The organism is Tenacibaculum aiptasiae (assembly GCF_008806755.1).
Taxonomy (GTDB): Bacteria; Bacteroidota; Bacteroidia; order Flavobacteriales; family Flavobacteriaceae; genus Polaribacter; species Polaribacter aiptasiae.
Genome location: NZ_WAAU01000008.1, coordinates 249,453 through 267,985, shown reverse-complemented (window position 1 = coordinate 267,985; position 18,533 = coordinate 249,453). Strand labels below are relative to the sequence as shown.

General features: G+C 30.3%; 19 protein-coding genes. 15 read left to right on the top strand and 4 right to left on the bottom strand.

Annotated elements, in window-relative coordinates:
• The first annotated feature begins 52 nt into the window (after positions 1–52).
• Together F7018_RS04000 and glyA are read left to right on the top strand one after the other, a co-directional pair.
• Positions 53–454 carry a hypothetical protein gene (locus F7018_RS04000; RefSeq protein ID WP_150898702.1) on the top strand — a complete coding sequence of 134 codons (402 nt, stop codon included), beginning with the start codon at positions 53–55 and terminating at the stop codon, positions 452–454.
• Between the two features lie 113 nt (positions 455–567).
• Entirely contained in the window at positions 568–1,842 is a 1,275-nt protein-coding gene (glyA, locus tag F7018_RS03995) for a serine hydroxymethyltransferase (RefSeq protein ID WP_150898701.1), read from the top strand.
• Between the two features lie 48 nt (positions 1,843–1,890).
• Here the strand turns inward: glyA and rmuC are convergent, their stop codons facing one another.
• Positions 1,891–3,234 (bottom strand): DNA recombination protein RmuC, encoded by a 1,344-nt coding sequence (gene rmuC / locus F7018_RS03990; RefSeq protein ID WP_150898700.1) that lies wholly within the window; start codon positions 3,232–3,234, stop codon positions 1,891–1,893.
• A gap of 104 nt (positions 3,235–3,338) precedes the next feature.
• Here rmuC and F7018_RS03985 point away from each other — a divergent pair, with 104 nt between their 5' ends.
• A complete protein-coding gene (locus F7018_RS03985) occupies positions 3,339–3,893 on the top strand; it encodes a 1-acyl-sn-glycerol-3-phosphate acyltransferase (protein ID WP_150898699.1) in 555 nt (184 codons plus the stop codon).
• A 70-nt stretch (positions 3,894–3,963) separates the two neighbouring features.
• Here the strand turns inward: F7018_RS03985 and F7018_RS03980 are convergent, their stop codons facing one another.
• Entirely contained in the window at positions 3,964–5,295 is a 1,332-nt protein-coding gene (locus F7018_RS03980; protein ID WP_246175037.1) for a sulfatase-like hydrolase/transferase, read from the bottom strand.
• Between the two features lie 201 nt (positions 5,296–5,496).
• On the opposite strand from F7018_RS03980, the gene F7018_RS03975 reads away from it, so the two are divergent.
• Complete coding sequence (locus F7018_RS03975) at positions 5,497–6,759, top strand: YHYH protein (protein WP_150898698.1); 1,263 nt, start codon at positions 5,497–5,499, stop codon at positions 6,757–6,759.
• Between the two features lie 3 nt (positions 6,760–6,762).
• Complete coding sequence (locus F7018_RS03970) at positions 6,763–7,215, top strand: DUF6702 family protein (RefSeq protein ID WP_150898697.1); 453 nt, start codon at positions 6,763–6,765, stop codon at positions 7,213–7,215.
• 3 nt (positions 7,216–7,218) lie between these two features.
• Here the strand turns inward: F7018_RS03970 and F7018_RS03965 are convergent, their stop codons facing one another.
• Entirely contained in the window at positions 7,219–7,929 is a 711-nt protein-coding gene (locus F7018_RS03965) for a LytR/AlgR family response regulator transcription factor (protein ID WP_150898696.1), read from the bottom strand.
• The gene (locus tag F7018_RS03960) at positions 7,926–8,522 is read right to left on the bottom strand and encodes a sensor histidine kinase (protein WP_246175036.1); all 597 of its coding nucleotides are present in this window, start codon (positions 8,520–8,522) and stop codon (positions 7,926–7,928) included. The genes F7018_RS03965 and F7018_RS03960 overlap by 4 nt, the downstream gene beginning before the upstream one ends.
• A gap of 121 nt (positions 8,523–8,643) precedes the next feature.
• Here F7018_RS03960 and F7018_RS18305 point away from each other — a divergent pair, with 121 nt between their 5' ends.
• The 10 genes from F7018_RS18305 to F7018_RS03920 all read left to right on the top strand — a co-directional run bounded on the left by F7018_RS18305 (position 8,644) and on the right by F7018_RS03920 (position 18,521).
• Positions 8,644–8,799, top strand: coding sequence for a hypothetical protein (locus tag F7018_RS18305; RefSeq protein ID WP_175578624.1), 156 nt, complete (start codon positions 8,644–8,646; stop codon positions 8,797–8,799).
• Positions 8,800–8,931: 132 nt separating this feature from the next.
• The gene (locus F7018_RS03955) at positions 8,932–9,825 is read left to right on the top strand and encodes an ABC transporter ATP-binding protein (RefSeq protein WP_150898694.1); all 894 of its coding nucleotides are present in this window, start codon (positions 8,932–8,934) and stop codon (positions 9,823–9,825) included.
• Between the two features lies 1 nt (position 9,826).
• The gene (locus F7018_RS03950; protein ID WP_150898693.1) at positions 9,827–13,087 is read left to right on the top strand and encodes an ABC transporter permease/M1 family aminopeptidase; all 3,261 of its coding nucleotides are present in this window, start codon (positions 9,827–9,829) and stop codon (positions 13,085–13,087) included.
• Between the two features lie 152 nt (positions 13,088–13,239).
• Entirely contained in the window at positions 13,240–13,389 is a 150-nt protein-coding gene (locus tag F7018_RS18300) for a hypothetical protein (protein ID WP_175578637.1), read from the top strand.
• Positions 13,390–13,506: 117 nt separating this feature from the next.
• Positions 13,507–14,073, top strand: a complete 567-nt coding sequence (locus tag F7018_RS03945) for a Crp/Fnr family transcriptional regulator (RefSeq protein WP_150898692.1) — start codon at positions 13,507–13,509, stop codon at positions 14,071–14,073.
• Between the two features lie 92 nt (positions 14,074–14,165).
• Positions 14,166–14,426 carry a hypothetical protein gene (locus F7018_RS03940; protein WP_150898691.1) on the top strand — a complete coding sequence of 87 codons (261 nt, stop codon included), beginning with the start codon at positions 14,166–14,168 and terminating at the stop codon, positions 14,424–14,426.
• An 82-nt stretch (positions 14,427–14,508) separates the two neighbouring features.
• Positions 14,509–15,294 carry an SDR family NAD(P)-dependent oxidoreductase gene (locus F7018_RS03935; RefSeq protein WP_246175034.1) on the top strand — a complete coding sequence of 262 codons (786 nt, stop codon included), beginning with the start codon at positions 14,509–14,511 and terminating at the stop codon, positions 15,292–15,294.
• A gap of 20 nt (positions 15,295–15,314) precedes the next feature.
• Positions 15,315–16,715 carry an aldehyde dehydrogenase gene (locus F7018_RS03930; RefSeq protein WP_150898690.1) on the top strand — a complete coding sequence of 467 codons (1,401 nt, stop codon included), beginning with the start codon at positions 15,315–15,317 and terminating at the stop codon, positions 16,713–16,715.
• Positions 16,716–16,789: 74 nt separating this feature from the next.
• Complete coding sequence (locus F7018_RS03925) at positions 16,790–17,041, top strand: DUF2798 domain-containing protein (protein WP_150898689.1); 252 nt, start codon at positions 16,790–16,792, stop codon at positions 17,039–17,041.
• Between the two features lie 814 nt (positions 17,042–17,855).
• A complete protein-coding gene (locus F7018_RS03920; RefSeq protein ID WP_150898688.1) occupies positions 17,856–18,521 on the top strand; it encodes a hypothetical protein in 666 nt (221 codons plus the stop codon).
• Positions 18,522–18,533: the final 12 nt, after the last annotated feature.

Here is an 18,533-nt window from a genome sequence, read left to right as displayed (position 1 = left end):
AAACTTATTTAGGAGGGAAATTAAATAAGTGTGATAACAAATAGTTTTTAATATGTCAGAAGAAGAAAAAAACGAATTTAATAAAGTATTAAACAGAGGACAAATATTTGTCAATTTTCCAGTAATGATTGTAATGATTGGGCTAATGTGGTTGACAAATTATTTTTATGAATCTAAATTAATATCAGGTCAATTAGCAATTATAGGATTTATAATACCTATTATTTTGGGTTGGTTAATGTGGTCATTTTTAATTGTAAAATGGAGAATATGGGCATTTGAAAGAGTAGATGAAAAGTATTATGAAGATTTGAAAAATGAAGCGATAAAATTAAAATTAATTTGGACTGATGGACATATTTTTGAGAAAACTGAAATACGTAATGCAAAAGAAAGAGCAAGAATTAAAGAAATAAATGATAAAATAGAAGAGTTAAATAACACAAAAAAATAAGCAAATAAAATTAGCTTAAAAGAGGTAAAATAAGATTAAAATAAAGCTAAAATTGCATAAATCTTAATTAATAAAATTAGTACATTTGACTACTTATTTAACAACATAGCAAGATGCGAAAAGATCATCAAATATTTGATTTAATTCAAGAAGAAAAAGAACGTCAACTACATGGTTTAGAGTTGATAGCTTCTGAAAATTTTGTAAGTGAGCAAGTAATGGAAGCTCAAGGTTCTATTTTAACCAATAAATATGCTGAAGGATACCCTGGTAAACGTTACTATGGAGGATGTGAAGTTGTAGATGTTGTAGAACAAATAGCGATTGATAGAGCTAAACAGTTATTTGGAGCTGAATATGTAAACGTTCAACCACATTCTGGTTCTCAAGCAAATACAGCTGTTTTTGCTGCTTGTTTAAAGCCAGGTGATACTATTTTAGGTTTCGATTTATCTCATGGAGGACACTTAACGCACGGTTCGCCAGTAAACTTCTCTGGAAAATTATACAATCCAGTGTTTTATGGAGTAGATAAAGCTACAGGTATTATTGATTATGATCATTTAGAGCAACAGGCTAAAGAGCACAAGCCAAAGTTAATTATTGCTGGAGCTTCTGCTTATTCTCGTGATATCGATTTTAAAAAGTTTAGAGAAGTAGCTGATAGTGTTGGTGCTATTTTAATGGCAGATATTTCACACCCGGCAGGATTAATTGCTAAAGGTATTTTATCGGATCCATTACCTCATTGTCATATTGTAACAACAACTACGCATAAAACATTACGTGGACCTCGTGGAGGTATGATTATGATTGGAAAAGACTTTGAAAATCCATTTGGATTAAAATTAAAGTCAGGGAAATTAAAGAAAATGTCAACATTGATAAATTCAGCAGTTTTCCCAGGAAACCAAGGTGGACCATTAGAGCACGTTATTGCTGCTAAAGCAGTTGCTTTTGGTGAAGCTTTAACTGATGAGTTCTTAGAATATCAATTACAAGTAAAAGAAAATGCACAAGCAATGGCTAAAGCATTTGTAGCTAAAGGATACGATATTATTTCTGGAGGAACTGATAACCACTGTATGTTAATCGATTTACGTAACAAAGACATTACTGGAAAAGAAGCTGAAGAAGCTTTAGGTAAGGCTGAAATTACAGTAAATAAAAACATGGTGCCATTTGATACTCAAAGTCCATTTGTAACTTCAGGAATCCGTGTTGGTACTGCTGCTGTAACTACAAGAGGATTAGTTGAGTCTGATATGGAAACTGTAGTAGACTTAATTGATGAAGCATTAATGAACGCTGGAAACGACGAAGCTTTAGAGCAAATAGGAGAGAAGGTATATGATTTAATGCACGATAAGAGATTATTTGTAATGTAGAAATACATTCTTATAGATATAAAAAAAGCGACCATTTGGTCGCTTTTTTTATTCGTTATCTTCAGCTCTTTCTATAATAGTTTGTGGTAAAGCCTTTTTAGCTTTAGCTCCCATTTTCTTTAGCTTCTCAACACTAGTTATTAGATTTCCTCTACCATCTACTAATTTATTCATGGCAGCGGTATAATCTGCTTTGGTACCGTCTATTTTCTTACCAATACTGATTAAATCTTTTAATAATCCTTCAAACTTATCGTATAAAGCACCAGCTTGCCTAGCAATTTCAATGGCATTACGTTGTTGCTTTTCGTTATTCCACATAGTATCAATAGTACGTAAAGTGGCTAATAAGGTTGTTGGAGTTACAATTACAATATTTCTTTCAAATGCTTTATTATATAAAGTATTATCAAGGTTTAAAGCTACTGCAAACGCTGGTTCTATAGGAACAAAAAGTAACACAAAATCAGGAGAAGCTATTTTATAAATATCTTCATATTTCTTGTCAGATAATTGTTCTACGTGACGTTTTAAAGAGTTTAAATGTTCTTTTAAAAAGCGTTCTTTCTCTGCTTCATCTTCAGCATTTACATATTGTTCATACGCAGTAAGCGATACTTTAGAATCGACAATCATTTTCTTATTGTCTGGTAAATGAATTACAACATCAGGTAAAATTCTTTTACCTTCTTCATTGGTAAAACTTTGCTGAACAAAATACTCTCTATCTTTTTCTAAACCAGATTTTTCTAAAACTCTTTCTAAAACCAATTCTCCCCAGTTTCCTTGAGTTTTACTATCACCTTTCAATGCCTTAGTTAAGTTTATAGCTTCTTTACTCATTTGAGCATTGAGTTCTTTTAAACCTAATAATTGCTCTTTTAAGGCAGAATGCATAGAAATACTTTCTTTTTGAGTATCGTCTACTTTCTTTTCAAAAGTTTTAATTTTTTCCTGTAACGGATTTAAAATATTTTGAATATTTTCTTTGTTTTGAGCGGTAAATTTAGTCGATTTTTCATCTAAAATTTTGTTCGCTAAATTTTCAAATTCTTTGGTGAATTTATCTTGAAGCTTTTCAACTTCTTCTTTATTCTCGTTTAATTTTAATTGAAGATTTTTCAACTCTTCATTTTTTCTAGCCAATTCAATACTAGAAAATTCTTTTTCACGTCTAATCTCTTCAATTTCCTTAACTTTTTCTTCAAGGCGATTCTGAATTTCTCTTTTTTGAACCTCCATATTAGATTGGTTAATTTCTATAGCAGACATTTCTTTTTCCAAATCAGAAACAACTTGTTTCGTCTTTAATTTAGAAATTAACGTACCAATTATAAAACCTAAAATAAGGGTAAATAAAGCTACTAATATGATTATAAGAGTTGTATTCATTGAGTTTTTATAAATTTAAAAGAAAACAAATATAGCACAAGATAGGTTAAAAATGTTTGATTTTTATAAGGAAAACCGTATCATTGGCTTTTCCTTTTTAATCGATGATATCAAAATTTATATATACCAAAGTTTTAGGTTGGAAATTAGAGGGTAGTTTCCCTGAAAACCTAAAAAAATATGTAGTTATAGGAGCTCCACATACGAGTTGGAAAGACTTTCCTATTGCTATTTTGGCTAGAAATTCATGGGGTGTTCCTATTAACTTTATAGCTAAAAAGTCTTTATTTAAACCGCCATTTGGATTTATTTTCAGATGGTTAGGAGGGAGGCCTGTTGATAGAACTAAAACCTCCAATAAAGTAGATGCGATTGTAGCTGTATTTAATAAGCATGATGAGTTTAGATTAGCTCTTTCACCAGAAGGAACTCGTCAGAAAGTAAAAAGCTGGAAAACGGGGTTTTATTATATAGCCAAAGGTGCTAATGTACCTATTGTTATGTTTACTTTCGATTTTGAAAACAAAACCGTAAGAGTTTCTGAACCCTATTATACTACTGACGATATGGACAAAGACTTCAAACATTTTTACAATTATTATAGAAATGTAAAAGGTGCTAAACCAGAATTATTTGTGGTGCCAGACGAGGTTGAATAAAAAGATACTTAACAACATAAAAAAGGTTCTGATTAATACATCAGAACCTTTTTATTTTTAAGTCGTTATCTTAATTTCTAATCTCTGTTAATTTTGCCGATAATTCATTTTTTATAGCGCTATTTGCAGCACTCAAAGGCAGCTGATTTGCGTTCATGAAATTTGTACTCTCTAAAGGATCGCTTGCTAAATTAAATAAGGCTTCACTACCATCGTTATATAAAATATATTTATGAGTAGCATTTCTAATAGTATAGTCTACAGTACCATCGTCGTTTCCATCTTCTATAAACGTATAATCTCTACTATTATCATTGGTATTTTGAGTAAGTAAACTTTTAAAACTTCTACTATCATGTATAGAAGAAACACTAACACCAGCAATATCGGCAATGGTTGCAAATAAATCGGTAAGATTAATCAATGCATCTTCAGTTTGATTAAATCGAGTAACACCTTTTCCGCCGATAATCATTGGTATATTGATTCCCCCTTGAAATAAGGTTCCTTTTCCTTTTTTATATCCCTGTAATACTTGATTTGGAGTACCGTTATCTCCAATAAATATAATAATGGTATTATCTCTTACTTCTTGACTCATAGAGCTTAATAAACGCCCATATTCGCTATCCATAGCTTCAATCATAGCTAAATAGTACGGTAATGGATTAGCATCTATACTAGCTTGGTCTGAAGGTAAAGCTCCTTGGCTATGTAAATCATTTGGTGGTAAGTGAAAAGGCGTATGTGGCGCATTGTATGCTAACCATAAAAACCATGGTTTTGTTTGGTCTTTAACCCAGTTTATAGCTAAGTCGGTAACCTTCGTAGTTGCATATTCTGTAGATGTTTGAGTTTGCCCGTTAATGGTTAAATTCCAATTAGTATACGATTGTAAACCACCGCTTAATGGTCCTGCATAATAATCGATTCCCATATTATTAGGATGGTTGGCGTTTTTAGATAAATGCCATTTCCCAATTACGGCACTGCTATACGAATTGCTTGCATTTGATTTGATATAATCTTGTAAAGCTACTTCTGTAGTAGATAAAGGATCATCAACTTTTAAAACACCGTTTCTAATTCCGTATTTTCCAGTTATAATAGAAGCTCTGGTTGGAGAACAAGTAGGATTAGACCAAGCATTATTAAATCGTACACCAGAATTAATTAAATTTTGCAGATTCGGCATTGTTGGTTTTTGATTTCCAATACTGTATCCTGGAGTTGCATCTAAGCCCATATCATCTGCAATTACAAACAGTATATTAGGAGCGCTTTCATTTTGAGTAGGATTTTCGTCTGGATTTTCATTAACTATGGAATCAGAAGAACTACATGAAATAATAAAGAAAGAAACAACAGCAAAAAATAGCATACGTTTTATGTGAGTAGTCATATCAAGGGTTTTTAATGTGTTATGTTGATTTAGACAGCTAAAAAGCTAAAAAGTTTAATTTATGGATAGATTTTTTTTTGAAATACTATCATTAGATCTTAGTTTTTTGTACCTTTTAATAAAAATAATGAAAAAATATTGGCTTTTAATTAAACTATTTTAATTTTTCTGTATCTAAAGTTAAACCAACACCCCCAAATTATGAAAGTATATTTTTCTAAAAGTTTAGCTCAGTTTTTAACCATTTCTTTATGTACACTGTTGTTTTCATGTTCTAGTAATAGCGGTATTCATTCGGATGATCCTGACATTGGAGAAGAACCTACAATACCTTGTAATGTCTCTGAAATTTTTGGAAACGAAACAAGCAACGCTGTCTGTTTTGAAATAGATAATAATGTAAGAAAAGTATATACCAATAACTTTCCAGCGCATAGTTATGGACCTTGGGCTGGGCCTAATACTTTAGCAGCACAAGATTTTGAATATTCTATGTGTTTATATCCAGAATTAACTTCTACTATTACAGAAATTAAAGAAGATCCTAGTTCGCAAGCTTGTGGAGGAGGAATTATTTTTGGGGTGTCAAATCAAGGGATAAATTACTCTCCTTTTGCTAGATTATACTGGGTTAATCCGAACACACAAGAAGAAAATTTAAATTGGCATGTTGAAGCTGATTTTACATTGGCAATGGATTCAAATGGGGGACATGTAAATAATGTAAGTAGGTATCATTATCATAATATTCCTAAAGATTATTTTACCAATGATTTAAAAATTGATGGAACTCAACATTCTCCTATTTTAGGTTATGCCGCAGATGGTTTTCCTATTTATTATAAGTATTTGTATACAGATGCCACTACAAAGGCTTCTAATCCAACTGTTTCAGCATTTACTAGCGGATACTCATTAAAGCAAGGAAATCGTCCTGGAGATGGTGTTACGGCTCCTGATGGTGCTTACGATGGAACTTATATTGAAGATTACGAGTATACTGGTGCCGATTTAGATGAATGTGGAGGACGTTTTGCCGTGACTCCTGAATATCCAAATGGAACTTATTATTATGTGTTAACCGATAATTGGCCGTATATTCCAAGGTGTTTTAAAGGAAAATACGTAGATAATTCATTTCAAATTAGTCCTGGTTGTCCTGATTCAACAGCGGCACAAGATTGTAGCACTGTTGCTGTTACTTCAATTAATGCCAATGTTTTTGACGATTTGAAAAACAAACTGGATTCAAAATTATATGAAAAGTTAAACGATTTAGATTTTGGAAGTAGATATGCCGACGCAAAGATCAATCAGATTAAAATTTATACGACTGATGGAAGCTTAGCCTATGCATCAAATTCAACAAATGAATTGAATAGCAACACAATGCACGATTTAAAGTCTTTTTATATTCAAGTTGATTTTTCAAATGGAAGTATCACCAAAAAAATTTCAGCATAACTTATGAAAGCGTTTATTCTTTTAATTAGCACTTATTTTCTTACGTTTTTTCATGCTGCTGGTATAGCTGAGTACCATTATTTTATGGAGAATGACTATGTAGTTTTAAAGTTTGAAATGGACAAACACGAACTAGAACATTATCGAATTAATAAAAACTGTCAGCAAAATAAACTGTTTGATATTTGTATTCAAGAATATTTATTATCAAAAACTGATTTACAGTTGAATAATCAAAAAGTTGATTTTGACTTTGTAGAATCATCAACTTATAATGATCATATTATTTATAATTTTAAATCAAAGAAGACCTATAAGAATATCACTGATTTACAAATTGATAACACCTGTTTTTACGAAGTAAATAAAAAGTTTAAAAATAGAATTCGAATTGATATAAAACAGTTTCAAAAATCATTTTTATTGACTAAAGGCAAGGGAAATATTCAGTTATAAAACTTAGGTTTTTAAAAGCTTGTTTACGTTTATTTTATATAGTTTCCCGATAGGAATACTATATTCTTCTATAGTTATTTTATTCCCTTCAATGCTCTTAATATGCTTTAAACCAATGGCAAATGATTTGTGTACTTGTAAAAAGTTTTCTGGAGGTAAAACTTCTAACATTTCAGAAATTTTTTCTCTTACAGTAACTGTTTGTTTTGTTGTAATTACTTTGGTATAGTTTCCAGCAGCTTCAATAAATAAAATTTCATCAGTTTCTACTTTGATATGACTTTTATTCTGTCGCAAAAACAACTGTTTGTTAGTCTTAGATGTCTCATTATTAATCGTTGAAGGCTGTTTAGGGCTACTTTGTGGTGTATCAATTACTTTATTTACCGCTTTTAAAAAACGTTCAAAACTGAATGGTTTTAAGAGGTAGTCAACAACGTTTAGTTCGTAGCTTTCCAAAGCAAATTCACTATAAGCCGTAGTAACAATAACTTTAGGAGGATTTGACAATGTTTTTAAAAAATCGAAACCTTTTAGTTTGGGCATATTCAAGTCTAAAAAAATCAAATCGACTGTATGTTCACTTAAATAACTTAAAGCTTCAATAGCGTCGTAACAATGCTTTTTAAATTCTAAATTAGGAAGCAAATCACAATAATCTTTAATAATATCGTGAGCTATAGGTTCGTCATCAACAATAATATAGGTAATCATAATTTAGAAATGTTCAATTGAGATTTGTATACATCATTGGTTTTATAAAAGGACAATGTATGTGTTTTTGGATATACCAGTGCAAGTCTACGCTTTAAATTTTGCAAACCAATGCCTCCTTTTTCGTCATTAACAACAGTTTCATCAAAATTGTTTTCAATATCAAAATAAACGTTGTTTTTTTCGGCTTTCATATTGATATAAACATAAGCATTATCTCTTAAATTTTCTACTCCATGTTTAAAAGCATTCTCTAAAAGTATGATAAATAACAAGGGCATTACTTCATAATCGTTTCCTTCAATATCGTAGTTAAATTGAATATCAATGTTTTTGCGGTATCGCATTTTGTGAAGCTCAATATAGGTTTGTAAATAACTTATTTCTTCCGATAAAAGCACGGTTTCTTTTTGTCCGTCGTAAATACTATACCGCATCATATCAGAAAGCTTTAAAATCAGTTCTTTTGCCTTTTTAGAATCTTTATCAACCAAGCCATATAAGTTATTTAGCATGTTAAAGAAAAAATGAGGACTTACCTGACTTTTTAAATGTAATAATTCAGCATTTTTCTTTTCCTTTTTAAGACTCAAAATAGATTTTATCTGTTTAAAAGTCCATCTAATCAATAAAAAGATGAGAAGTAAGAAATAAAAAAAACTAAAAGTTACAAAAGGCTCACTGCTTCCAAAAGCATCATTAAATATCAGAATAATGACTGCTATAAAGATTAATATAAACCAAGAAAGTTTTTTAGGAATTCGTTTAAACATATGGGTATTTGCGTGTAATTCAAGTTCAATATTAGACAAATTAATTGCTACCAACAAATTAGTTGACAAACAAACTTTAGGAAGTGATAAACGTTAATTTTTAAGTGATAAAGAGCCTTTATAACGTCATGAAACCTTTGTAACACGGTTTGTATTCCATACATCACAAATACTTTTTTAGCGCATGGTTTGCGGTTAGGTTTGCTGTAAACAATTAAAAATTAACTACATGGAACTTATCATAGAAAACCTATCAAAAACCTATTCAAATGGCGTGCAAGCCTTGCAAAATATATCCTTAGAAATTCCAAATGGAATGTTTGGTTTGTTAGGGCCAAATGGAGCGGGGAAATCTACTTTAATGCGTACGATTGCTACACTGCAAGAAGCAGACAAAGGTTCTATTAAACTGGGGAATTTAGATGTTTTAAAGCAAAAAAATGACATCCGAAAAGTATTAGGTTATTTACCACAACAGTTTGGATTGTACCCAAAAATATCGGCAGAAGTGTTGTTAAATCATTTTGCTGTACTTAAGGGAATTACTAACAAAGGAGAACGAAAAGAAATAGTAGAAAGTCTTTTGCATAAAACAAATTTATATAAGGTTAGAAAACAAAATCTTCATGGATTCTCTGGCGGAATGAAACAGCGTTTTGGTATAGCACAAGCCTTATTAAATAGCCCCAAATTATTAATAGTAGACGAGCCTACAGCGGGATTAGACCCTTTAGAACGCAACCGTTTTTATAATATTCTTAGTGAAATAGGCGAGAACACGGTGGTTATTTTGTCAACTCATATTGTAGAGGATGTAAAAGAGCTGTGTACCAATATGGCAATTATAAATCAAGGACAAGTATTGCTTAAAGGAAATCCAGTGCAAATTATAGATAGTTTGAAAGGAAAGGTATATGAGAAAACAATTCAGAAGGAAGAATTAAAAAGTTATAAGCAAGCTTATCATGTAATTAGCGAGAAGTTGTTTTTAGGAAAACCAATTATAAATATTCTAAGTGAAAGCAATCCACATAACGGTTTTACACCAGTTAAGGCAAGTTTAGAGGATGTGTATTTCTCTCAAATATTTGGAGCAAATAATCAATTAAAACAAGTTGTATAATATGTGGTACGAGATATTTAAATTCGAATTAAAGTACAGAGCTAAACGTGCAGATACTTATGTGTTTTTTCTAGTACTCTTCTTGTTTTCAATGGTTGGTGTCGACTTTATTTTTCAAGGAATGGAGTTTACCACAGTTAAAAAGAACGCTCCGTTGGTTATTGCCAAAACTATGGGCGCTATTACCGGAATTTTTATGATACTAGCTTCTATGATTATGGGAGTAGCTGTATTGCGCGATTTTGAATACAATATAGAATCGCTAATGTATGTAAATCCCATAAAGAAAAAAGAGTATTTATTAGGACGCTTTTTAGGTTCATTTACTGTATTGTTTTTTGTGTTTACAGGGATTTTATTCGGAATGATTTTAGGCGAATTTATGCCATGGCATAATCCAAATGACCTGAACTCTTTTAGTCTGTCTGTTTACTTAAAACCATTTGTAATTATTACGTTACCAATACTTTTATTTGGAGCCTGTTTGTTTTTTGTAACAGGAGCTTTAAGTAGAAAATTGGTGGTAGTTTACACGCAAGGAGTGGTGTTTTTTGTAGCGTTTATGCTAACAAAAGCGATAAAGAATGAGTATTTACAGGCTATTATGGATCCATTTTCCTTAACTACTTTAACCTTGCTTACCGATTCTTGGAGCATTGTAGATCGTAATGAATTTAATATTCCTTTTAGTGGAGTTTTATTGTATAACAAGCTGTTTTGGATGCTATTAGGAGCAGTTATTTTATGTTTTGGATATCGAAAATTCAGTTTTAATTTAATTCGAAACAAACGCTTAAAAAAGAAAGGTTTAGCAACAACAATTACAGAAGAGCATTCAAATTATGCGACTAAAATTCCGCAGTTTACATTTCAAAAAGAGTTGCAAACAAAATGGACACAGTTTTTACATTTATCGTGGTTTTATTTTGTCAATATCTGTAAGCAGCCATCCTTTTGGGCAATTATGATTTGTGGAATGATTATCATTCTTATCAATTCGGTAAGCTTAGGAACCATTTATGGTGTAGACAGTTACCCAAAAACATATTTTATAGTAGAAGAACTTCAAGAAACCTCTTCGTACTTTTTTATCATCTTATTAGTGTTCTATTCAGGAGAAATTATTTGGAAAGAAAGAGGGGCAAATGTAAACCTGATATACGATGCAACACCAATTTCAAACTTTATTAGTTTATTGAGTAAATACGTGGGTTTATTACTGATTTATTTGGTGTTAATAGCTACGTTGATACTCACAGGAATCATTTTTCAAACCCTAAATGGTTATTATGATTATGAGCTGGAAGTTTACTTTTATGGATTCTTTTTAGAAGTATTGCCATTTTTAGCCTTGTACACTTGTATAGCCATCTTTGCGCAGGTAGTAACCAACCGTAAGTTTGTAGGAATCTTAGCAGTACTGTTATTTTTTATGTTCAATATAGCCTTGGCTGTTATGGGCTACGACCATGATTTGTATTGGTTTGGAGGAAGTTCTTTAGGAAAATATTCTGATATGAATGGTTATGGACACCTTTTAAAGCCTTATTTATACATTAAAACCTATTGGTTTTTAGTTGGATTGTTGCTACTTATTTTAGGAGCTATACTTTCGGTAAGAGGAACAGAAAACAGCCTTAAAAAACGATGGAGTAGTGGTAAGACCAGTATGAGTAAGCGCTTAAAAACTTTTACAATTGTAGTATTTTGTTCGTTTTTAGGGCTAGGAACCTACATTTATTACAATACTAATGTTTTAAACAAGTATTGGTCAAATACTGAAGAAATAGCCTTTAGAGCATCTTATGAAAAGGAATTAAAGAAATTTGAATATATCAAACAGCCCAAAATTACTACCGTTAATTTACAGGTTGAATTGTATCCTGAAAAACAAAATTATACGGCTAAAGGAAGTTATATACTAAAGAATACTAGTGAAATATCAATTGATAAAATTCATGTTCAAAAGAAGATAGAAGACTATGTTTCGCTTAAAAATGTCACTTTTGAAGGAGGCGCTAAGCTAGATAATCGTTATCAAAAATACGATTATAGTATTTACCAATTAAACAAGACTTTACAGCCTGGAGACTCTATTAAAATGAATTTTGTACAAGAATATACGAGTCAAGGTTTTGAGATGAAAAGCAGCAATCAGAGCATCGTACACAATGGTACATTTTTTAACAATAATAGCTTTCCAACCTTAGGATATAATAGAAAGTATGAGCTTAGAAATACAAACGATAGAGCTAAATTCGACTTGCCAAAACGATTTAATAAAGCTAGGAGGGAAGATGCTAACGAATTGGAAAATGCACGTTCTGGAAGCGATTCTGATGGTATACAGCTTGAAATTGTTATTGGAACTAACAAAAATCAAACAGCGGTAGCTCCAGGGAATTTGGTAAAGCAATGGAAATCAAATAATCGAAATTATTTTCATTATAAAACTGCGATTCCAATTATTAATTTTTATTCAATAGTATCGGCAGAATATGAGTTAGCAAAAGATACTTGGGTAGCACCAAAAACTAAAAATTTAGTTGAATTAGAAGTATATTATCATAAAGGACACGAATACAACTTACAACGTATGATGGATGCTATGAAAAAGTCTTTTGAATATTATAGCACACATTTTAGTCCGTACCAATACGACCATATGCGTATTACAGAGTTTCCGCGTTATGCACAGTTTGCACAGTCGTTTCCTGGAACGGTGCCATTTTCTGAAGCTATGGGATTTGTATTAAATATTGATGATAAAAAAGATGTAGACATGGCGTTTTTTATAACAGCTCACGAGTTGGCACATCAATGGTTTGGTATGCAAGTAGAGGCTGCGAATGTACAAGGACAGCATTTTATTTTAGAAACTTTATCGCAATATGCAGCTTTAATGGTGCTTAAAAAACATTTTTCTAAAGAGAAAGTAGCTCAGTTTTTAGAATTGCAAGAAACAGATTATAAAGAAGGGTTACGTAAGGAATCAAAGCAAGAACCTTCGTTAGCATTGGTTGAAAATCAGTCGTATGTATACTATGCAAAAGGAGCAATAAACATGTATAAATTGCAAGAAGCAATAGGAGAAGATCGTGTAAATAGGGCATTAAAAAAGTTTATAACAGACTGGCATAGTCAGCATGGAAAGCTAAAAACCGCCACCAAACGATATGCTACAAGCAAAGATTTACTAGCATATATTAAAAATGTAACTCCAGAAAACAAGCAAGAGCTTATAAATGAGTTATTTAAATAGTGAAATATGATTATAAAAAGGAGTTTTTACAAATTCCTTTTTATAGTTTTATCTATAATTAATTGATATTCAACGAGTAAAATTGACCATTGAACGATTATTTTCTCAATTAGCTGATAATTTTCATATTATAAAGTATAAAATTTAGATATATGAAAACGCAGCCAACACGAATCAAATTTATCAAAGCTTACGGAAATCAGTACGAAATAAAGTTTCCGAATTTAAAAAAGCCTCTAACAGTAACACGTTATTATTACGAACGTTTAGTTAACAGTCCTGAAGAGTTTACGTTCATTTAATCTTCAGGACTAGAGGTGTTTATTAAAGAACACTATCATAAAAGCATCTTTATACTATAAACTGATCTGAATGATAAAGTTTTTATTAATTTTAGATTTCATAAAATTTAATGTGTTTTGGTCAGAACAAACAAGTATATTTCATTAGATGATATTCACAGATACGACAAATTACTAGGATTAAAAATTCAAAGTCAAAAAGTAAAGAAAGGAGAAGTTTTTCTTAAGCAAGGTCATAAATGCGATTACTTCTATTATATCACTAAAGGCTTAATGCGAATGTTTTATTTCGATATAGAAGGTAATGAAGTAACTCATTGGTTTTCTAATGAAGATATGATGATAACCTCTCCAGATAGCTTCTATAATGACAATGAAAATATATTAAATTTTGAAGCTTTAGAAGATTGTGAATTTTTATTGGTGACTAGAGAACATTTAAAAACAGCTTCTAAAAACATACCTAATTTCGATGTTATTTACAGAAAACTTATTGTTGATTTTACAGTTGCATTAAGTAGAAGAGTAATGAGTGTTCATACAGAATCAGCTGAGTATAGGTATCTTAAATTAATCAAAGAATATCCCACAATTTTTCAGAGAACTAAACTATCACATATTGCATCTTATCTGGGAATAACAATACAAAGTTTAAGCAGAATAAGAAAAAACCTTATCTCTTAATTTTTTACCATAAGTTAAAAAAACAACTTTATTAGCAACTCAACTTTGTAGTGTAAAAATTCAAAGGGTACTATCCCTTTTATATCAACACTATGAAGCACAAAGCAATTAAATACTCTTGTAATGGTAATTTTATTCATTTAGCAAATACAAGAGTTTTTATATATGAAAAAGGTTCTGAAGAAACGATACAATCTTTCTATAGCATACCTATATCATCATATTTCTACCGAAAACTAATCAATAATTTATCTACTAAAAGTCTTAGCATTATAAGCTTTGATGTATCAGGTTTAGGTAATAGCCTTTCAGCAACTACTTTAAATACTTCATTAATAAATTTTTCCAAGTAAGGAGTTTTTTACCATATGTTAAATAATTAGTTAACAAGTACTTATAACTTGCGCTCAAATAAAAAACATAAAAACAAATATTATGAAAACAATAAAGAAAACAGCTTTAATAACAGGTGCAGCAAGCGGAATTGGAAGAGAATTTTCAAGAATTCATGCAGAAAGAGGAGGAAATATTGTGGCTATTGATATTAATGCAGAAGGTTTAAAAAACTTAAAGACAGAACTGGAAAACGAACATGGTATAGAGGTATATACTATTGTTAAGAACCTTACACAATTATCGGCTCCACAAGAGATACATGACGAGGTAATAAGTCATGGAGTAGCGATAGATTATTTAATTAATAATGCTGGTTTTGGAGGTGTAGGAGCTTTTCATGAAAGAGACTGGGCTAAAGATCAAGCTATGATACAAGTTAATGTATTGGCATTAACATCTTTAACAAGACAGTTTTTACCAGATTTTGTAGCACGTGATTCAGGTAAAATATTAAATGTATCATCAACTGTAAGTTTAGTTCCTGGGCCTTTACAAGCAGTATATTTTGCAACGAAAGCCTATGTGACATCATTTAGTAATGCTCTTTCGGGAGAATTAAGCGATACAGGGGTTTCAATGACAGCCTTATTACCTGGTGCAACCAAAACAGCTTTTGGAGACGCTTCTGGAATGAATAAAACTCCAATTTACAAAAGACCAGCAAGTGCAAGAGAGGTAGCAGAAGAAGGTTATAATGCGATGTTAGAAGGTAAAATAGAAGTTATAGCAGGTTTACCATGGGAGCAGCGCATGGAATTAAAATTCATTCCATTTATGCCTAAAAAAGCATTGATAGAAAGAATGAAAAAACAATCAACACACTAATTTATAAAACAGCAGAAATCATGAATACAACAATAGAAAATAAAGAATATACTTTTGAAACAGAAGTAAATCAATTAGTTGCAAACCAACGAGCATATTTTAATAGTAATGCAACAAGGTCATTAGACTTTAGGTTAACCCAATTAAAGAAGCTTAAAGCATTATTATTAGAAAATGAAGATGCAATGCACGAAGCTATTTTTAAAGATTTTGGAAAATCGAAATATGAAAATCAGCTAACAGAATTCTTTCCTTTGATTGATGAAATAAATATTTCAATAAAAAATTTAAAGAAATGGATGCAACATAAATCGGTAAAAACTAATTTATTAAATTTTCCAGCCAAAAGTTATTTAGTTCCAGAACCTCTTGGGGTAACATTAGTAATCGGCGCTTGGAATTTTCCTTATAACTTATCACTTACGCCAGTAGTAGGTTCAATGGCAGCAGGTAATACAACAATATTAAAACCTAGTGAATTACCTGAAGAAACAAGTAAGATAATGGCAAAAATTATCAATGAAAACTTTGATCCTAACTATTTAAAAGTGGTAGAAGGGGCTATTCCAGAAACTACTGCGCTTTTAAAGCAACGTTACGATAAGATTTTCTTTACAGGAAGTCCTATGGTAGGAAAAATTGTTAATAAAGCAGCAGCAGAGCATTTAACAGATGTTACATTAGAATTAGGAGGAAAGAACCCTGTAATATTCCATAAAGATGCAGCTTTAAAAACAGGTGTAAAAAGAATGATTTGGTCAAAATTCGTGAACTCAGGTCAATTATGTATTGCTCCAGATTATGCTTTAGTACATAAAGATGTAAAGGAAGAATTCTTAAAACTAGCTGTAAAAGAAATTGAAAAAGCTAATTTTTCTGCTGAGAATAATAATTTCGTTCAAATTATAAATAAAAGAAATTTTGATAGAGTAGTAGGTCTAATTAATCCTGAAAAGGTATATTATGGAGGTACTTACGATAGAGATGATAGAAGAATTAAGCCTACTATTTTAAACAATGTTTCTTTAGATGACGCGGTAATGCAGGAAGAAATATTTGGACCTATTTTACCTGTAATAGAATATGAAACAATAGATGAAGCCTTTGAATTAATTAAAGGTATTGAAAAACCTTTGGCGGCCTATTTATTTTCTGATAGCAGCTCAATAAAAGAACGTTTTTTACATGAAATTCCTTTTGGAAGTGGTGGTATTAACGATTGTGTTATGCAAGTTACGAACCCGAATATTCCATTTGGAGGTGTTGGTAATAGTGGTATGGGGCGTTATCATGGGAAATATAGTTTTGAATGTTTTTCACATTTTAAAGGAGTTCTAGACAAGCCAACAGTCATAGAAACTAATTTGAAATACTACGGATATAGTGAGAAGCAACTTAAAGTAATAAAAGCATTAAGTTAAATTAAATCTATAACAATAATTAATACACGTTATTCTATAAATAACGTGTATTCAACTCAATTAATTATCTGAAAATGAATACGGAAAAAGATAAAATAACAGAGATTAAGAAGAAAATTACTTTTGCATTATTAATGGGATCGATTACAACAGGAATAATTTCATTTTCATTAATACTAATTAATATAGGATATACAGAACGTTTTTTTACAAACTGGTTTAAATCATGGGGATATGCATATTTCTTTGTGATACCAGCAATTCTTTTTATAGCGCCACCAGTAGAAAAGTTTGTCAATAATATTTTTAATAAAAGAATAGAATAAGTAGTGGTTAAATAATTCTATTTAACATAATATAAATTATAATACATTTTTAATGTTGGATTATCCAAACGATTCTCAGTGATTGTAAATTGTCGGTGTTAATCAAAACTGTATAAAACTTTGTAAACAATTAACGGTTCGTTACGCTATATTTTAGGTTAAACTATTAAAAGCTTTCTAAATCTAAATCAAGAGTAATTTCCGTAACAGTATTTTTCGAAGAAAACGACATTGCTTTTGTTTTTTCCAATAAGCAATCAATATGCTTCTTGGTAGTTACTTCTAATTTCTATTTTAAGTATATCACTAAATTAATTTGGTGGCAATTCTTCTGTTCAATATTAAATTTTGCAATACCATTAACTCAAAAACACTAATACATTCCCTATTTAACATAATAATAAAACAAAGTATTGTAAAATATGAAAAACTAATAAAAATCTTAGCTTAAAATGGTCAAAAAGTTCTGGTTTAAGTACAGTATTCTAATAAAAATAAGGGTTTATTTATGGTCACAATAATTCAGAAGATTTATGAGAGCATACTACCCTACTGTCCCTATTACAGATGCTTTAATTTGTTGTTTTTTAAATAAATATGCTTTTAAGTGCTCTTTCCTACTACTCTAAACTAGTGTTTTGCCTTTCTTATAAATAGGGAAAAACCTTATTTATAGTAAGGTTTTCCGTAAGGCTGGGAGTTTATTTTATTTTACATTCGAGAGTTTGAAAATTCATAAATATTTTTAAATCAAAATATTTAAGATTAACACTTTGTTACTAATTAGAACTATAAAAACAAACCTTAAAATATTATGGGATTAACTTCTTACAGATTTACTGAATTTAATGATTTAACTAAATTAAACCCTCTTGGATTAGAAGGAGATTTAGACGCTATTAAATTATCATTAAAGTCAATTGAAGTTGGGACTCTCAATATTCTTCAAAATGAAATAAAAGAGATGCAATCCGAAATGGAAAATGATATTATTATTGATGATACTATTGTTCAAAGTAACGTAGATTATCTTGATTATATAAGTTCAAGACAAGCATCAAACATTATACATAATTCAATGATGATTTCTATATTTTCTTTTTTAGAAACTAGGTTATTGCTTTTATGTAAATTAATAGAACCAAGGAATTCTATTTTATTGAATGATATATCAGGAAAAGGTATTTATAAGTATAAAAAATTTTTATCAAAAGTACATTCAATTGATTTTAGTTCTCAACAAAATGAATGGGAATTAATAACAAGCTATGCTTTACTTAGAAATAAATTAGTCCATAGTCAATCTGTTGATTTTGATATTAAAAAGAATAGTAAAGAATATATCAAACTTAAAAAAATAGAACATCTAACTGTAAAGGAATATTCAGATAAAGCTTTTTTTTATATTGATAGTCAAGAGTTTCATAACAAATACTTTCAAACAGTTTCTAAATTTCTTGAATTTATATGTTATATATAAATTTTCTATTAA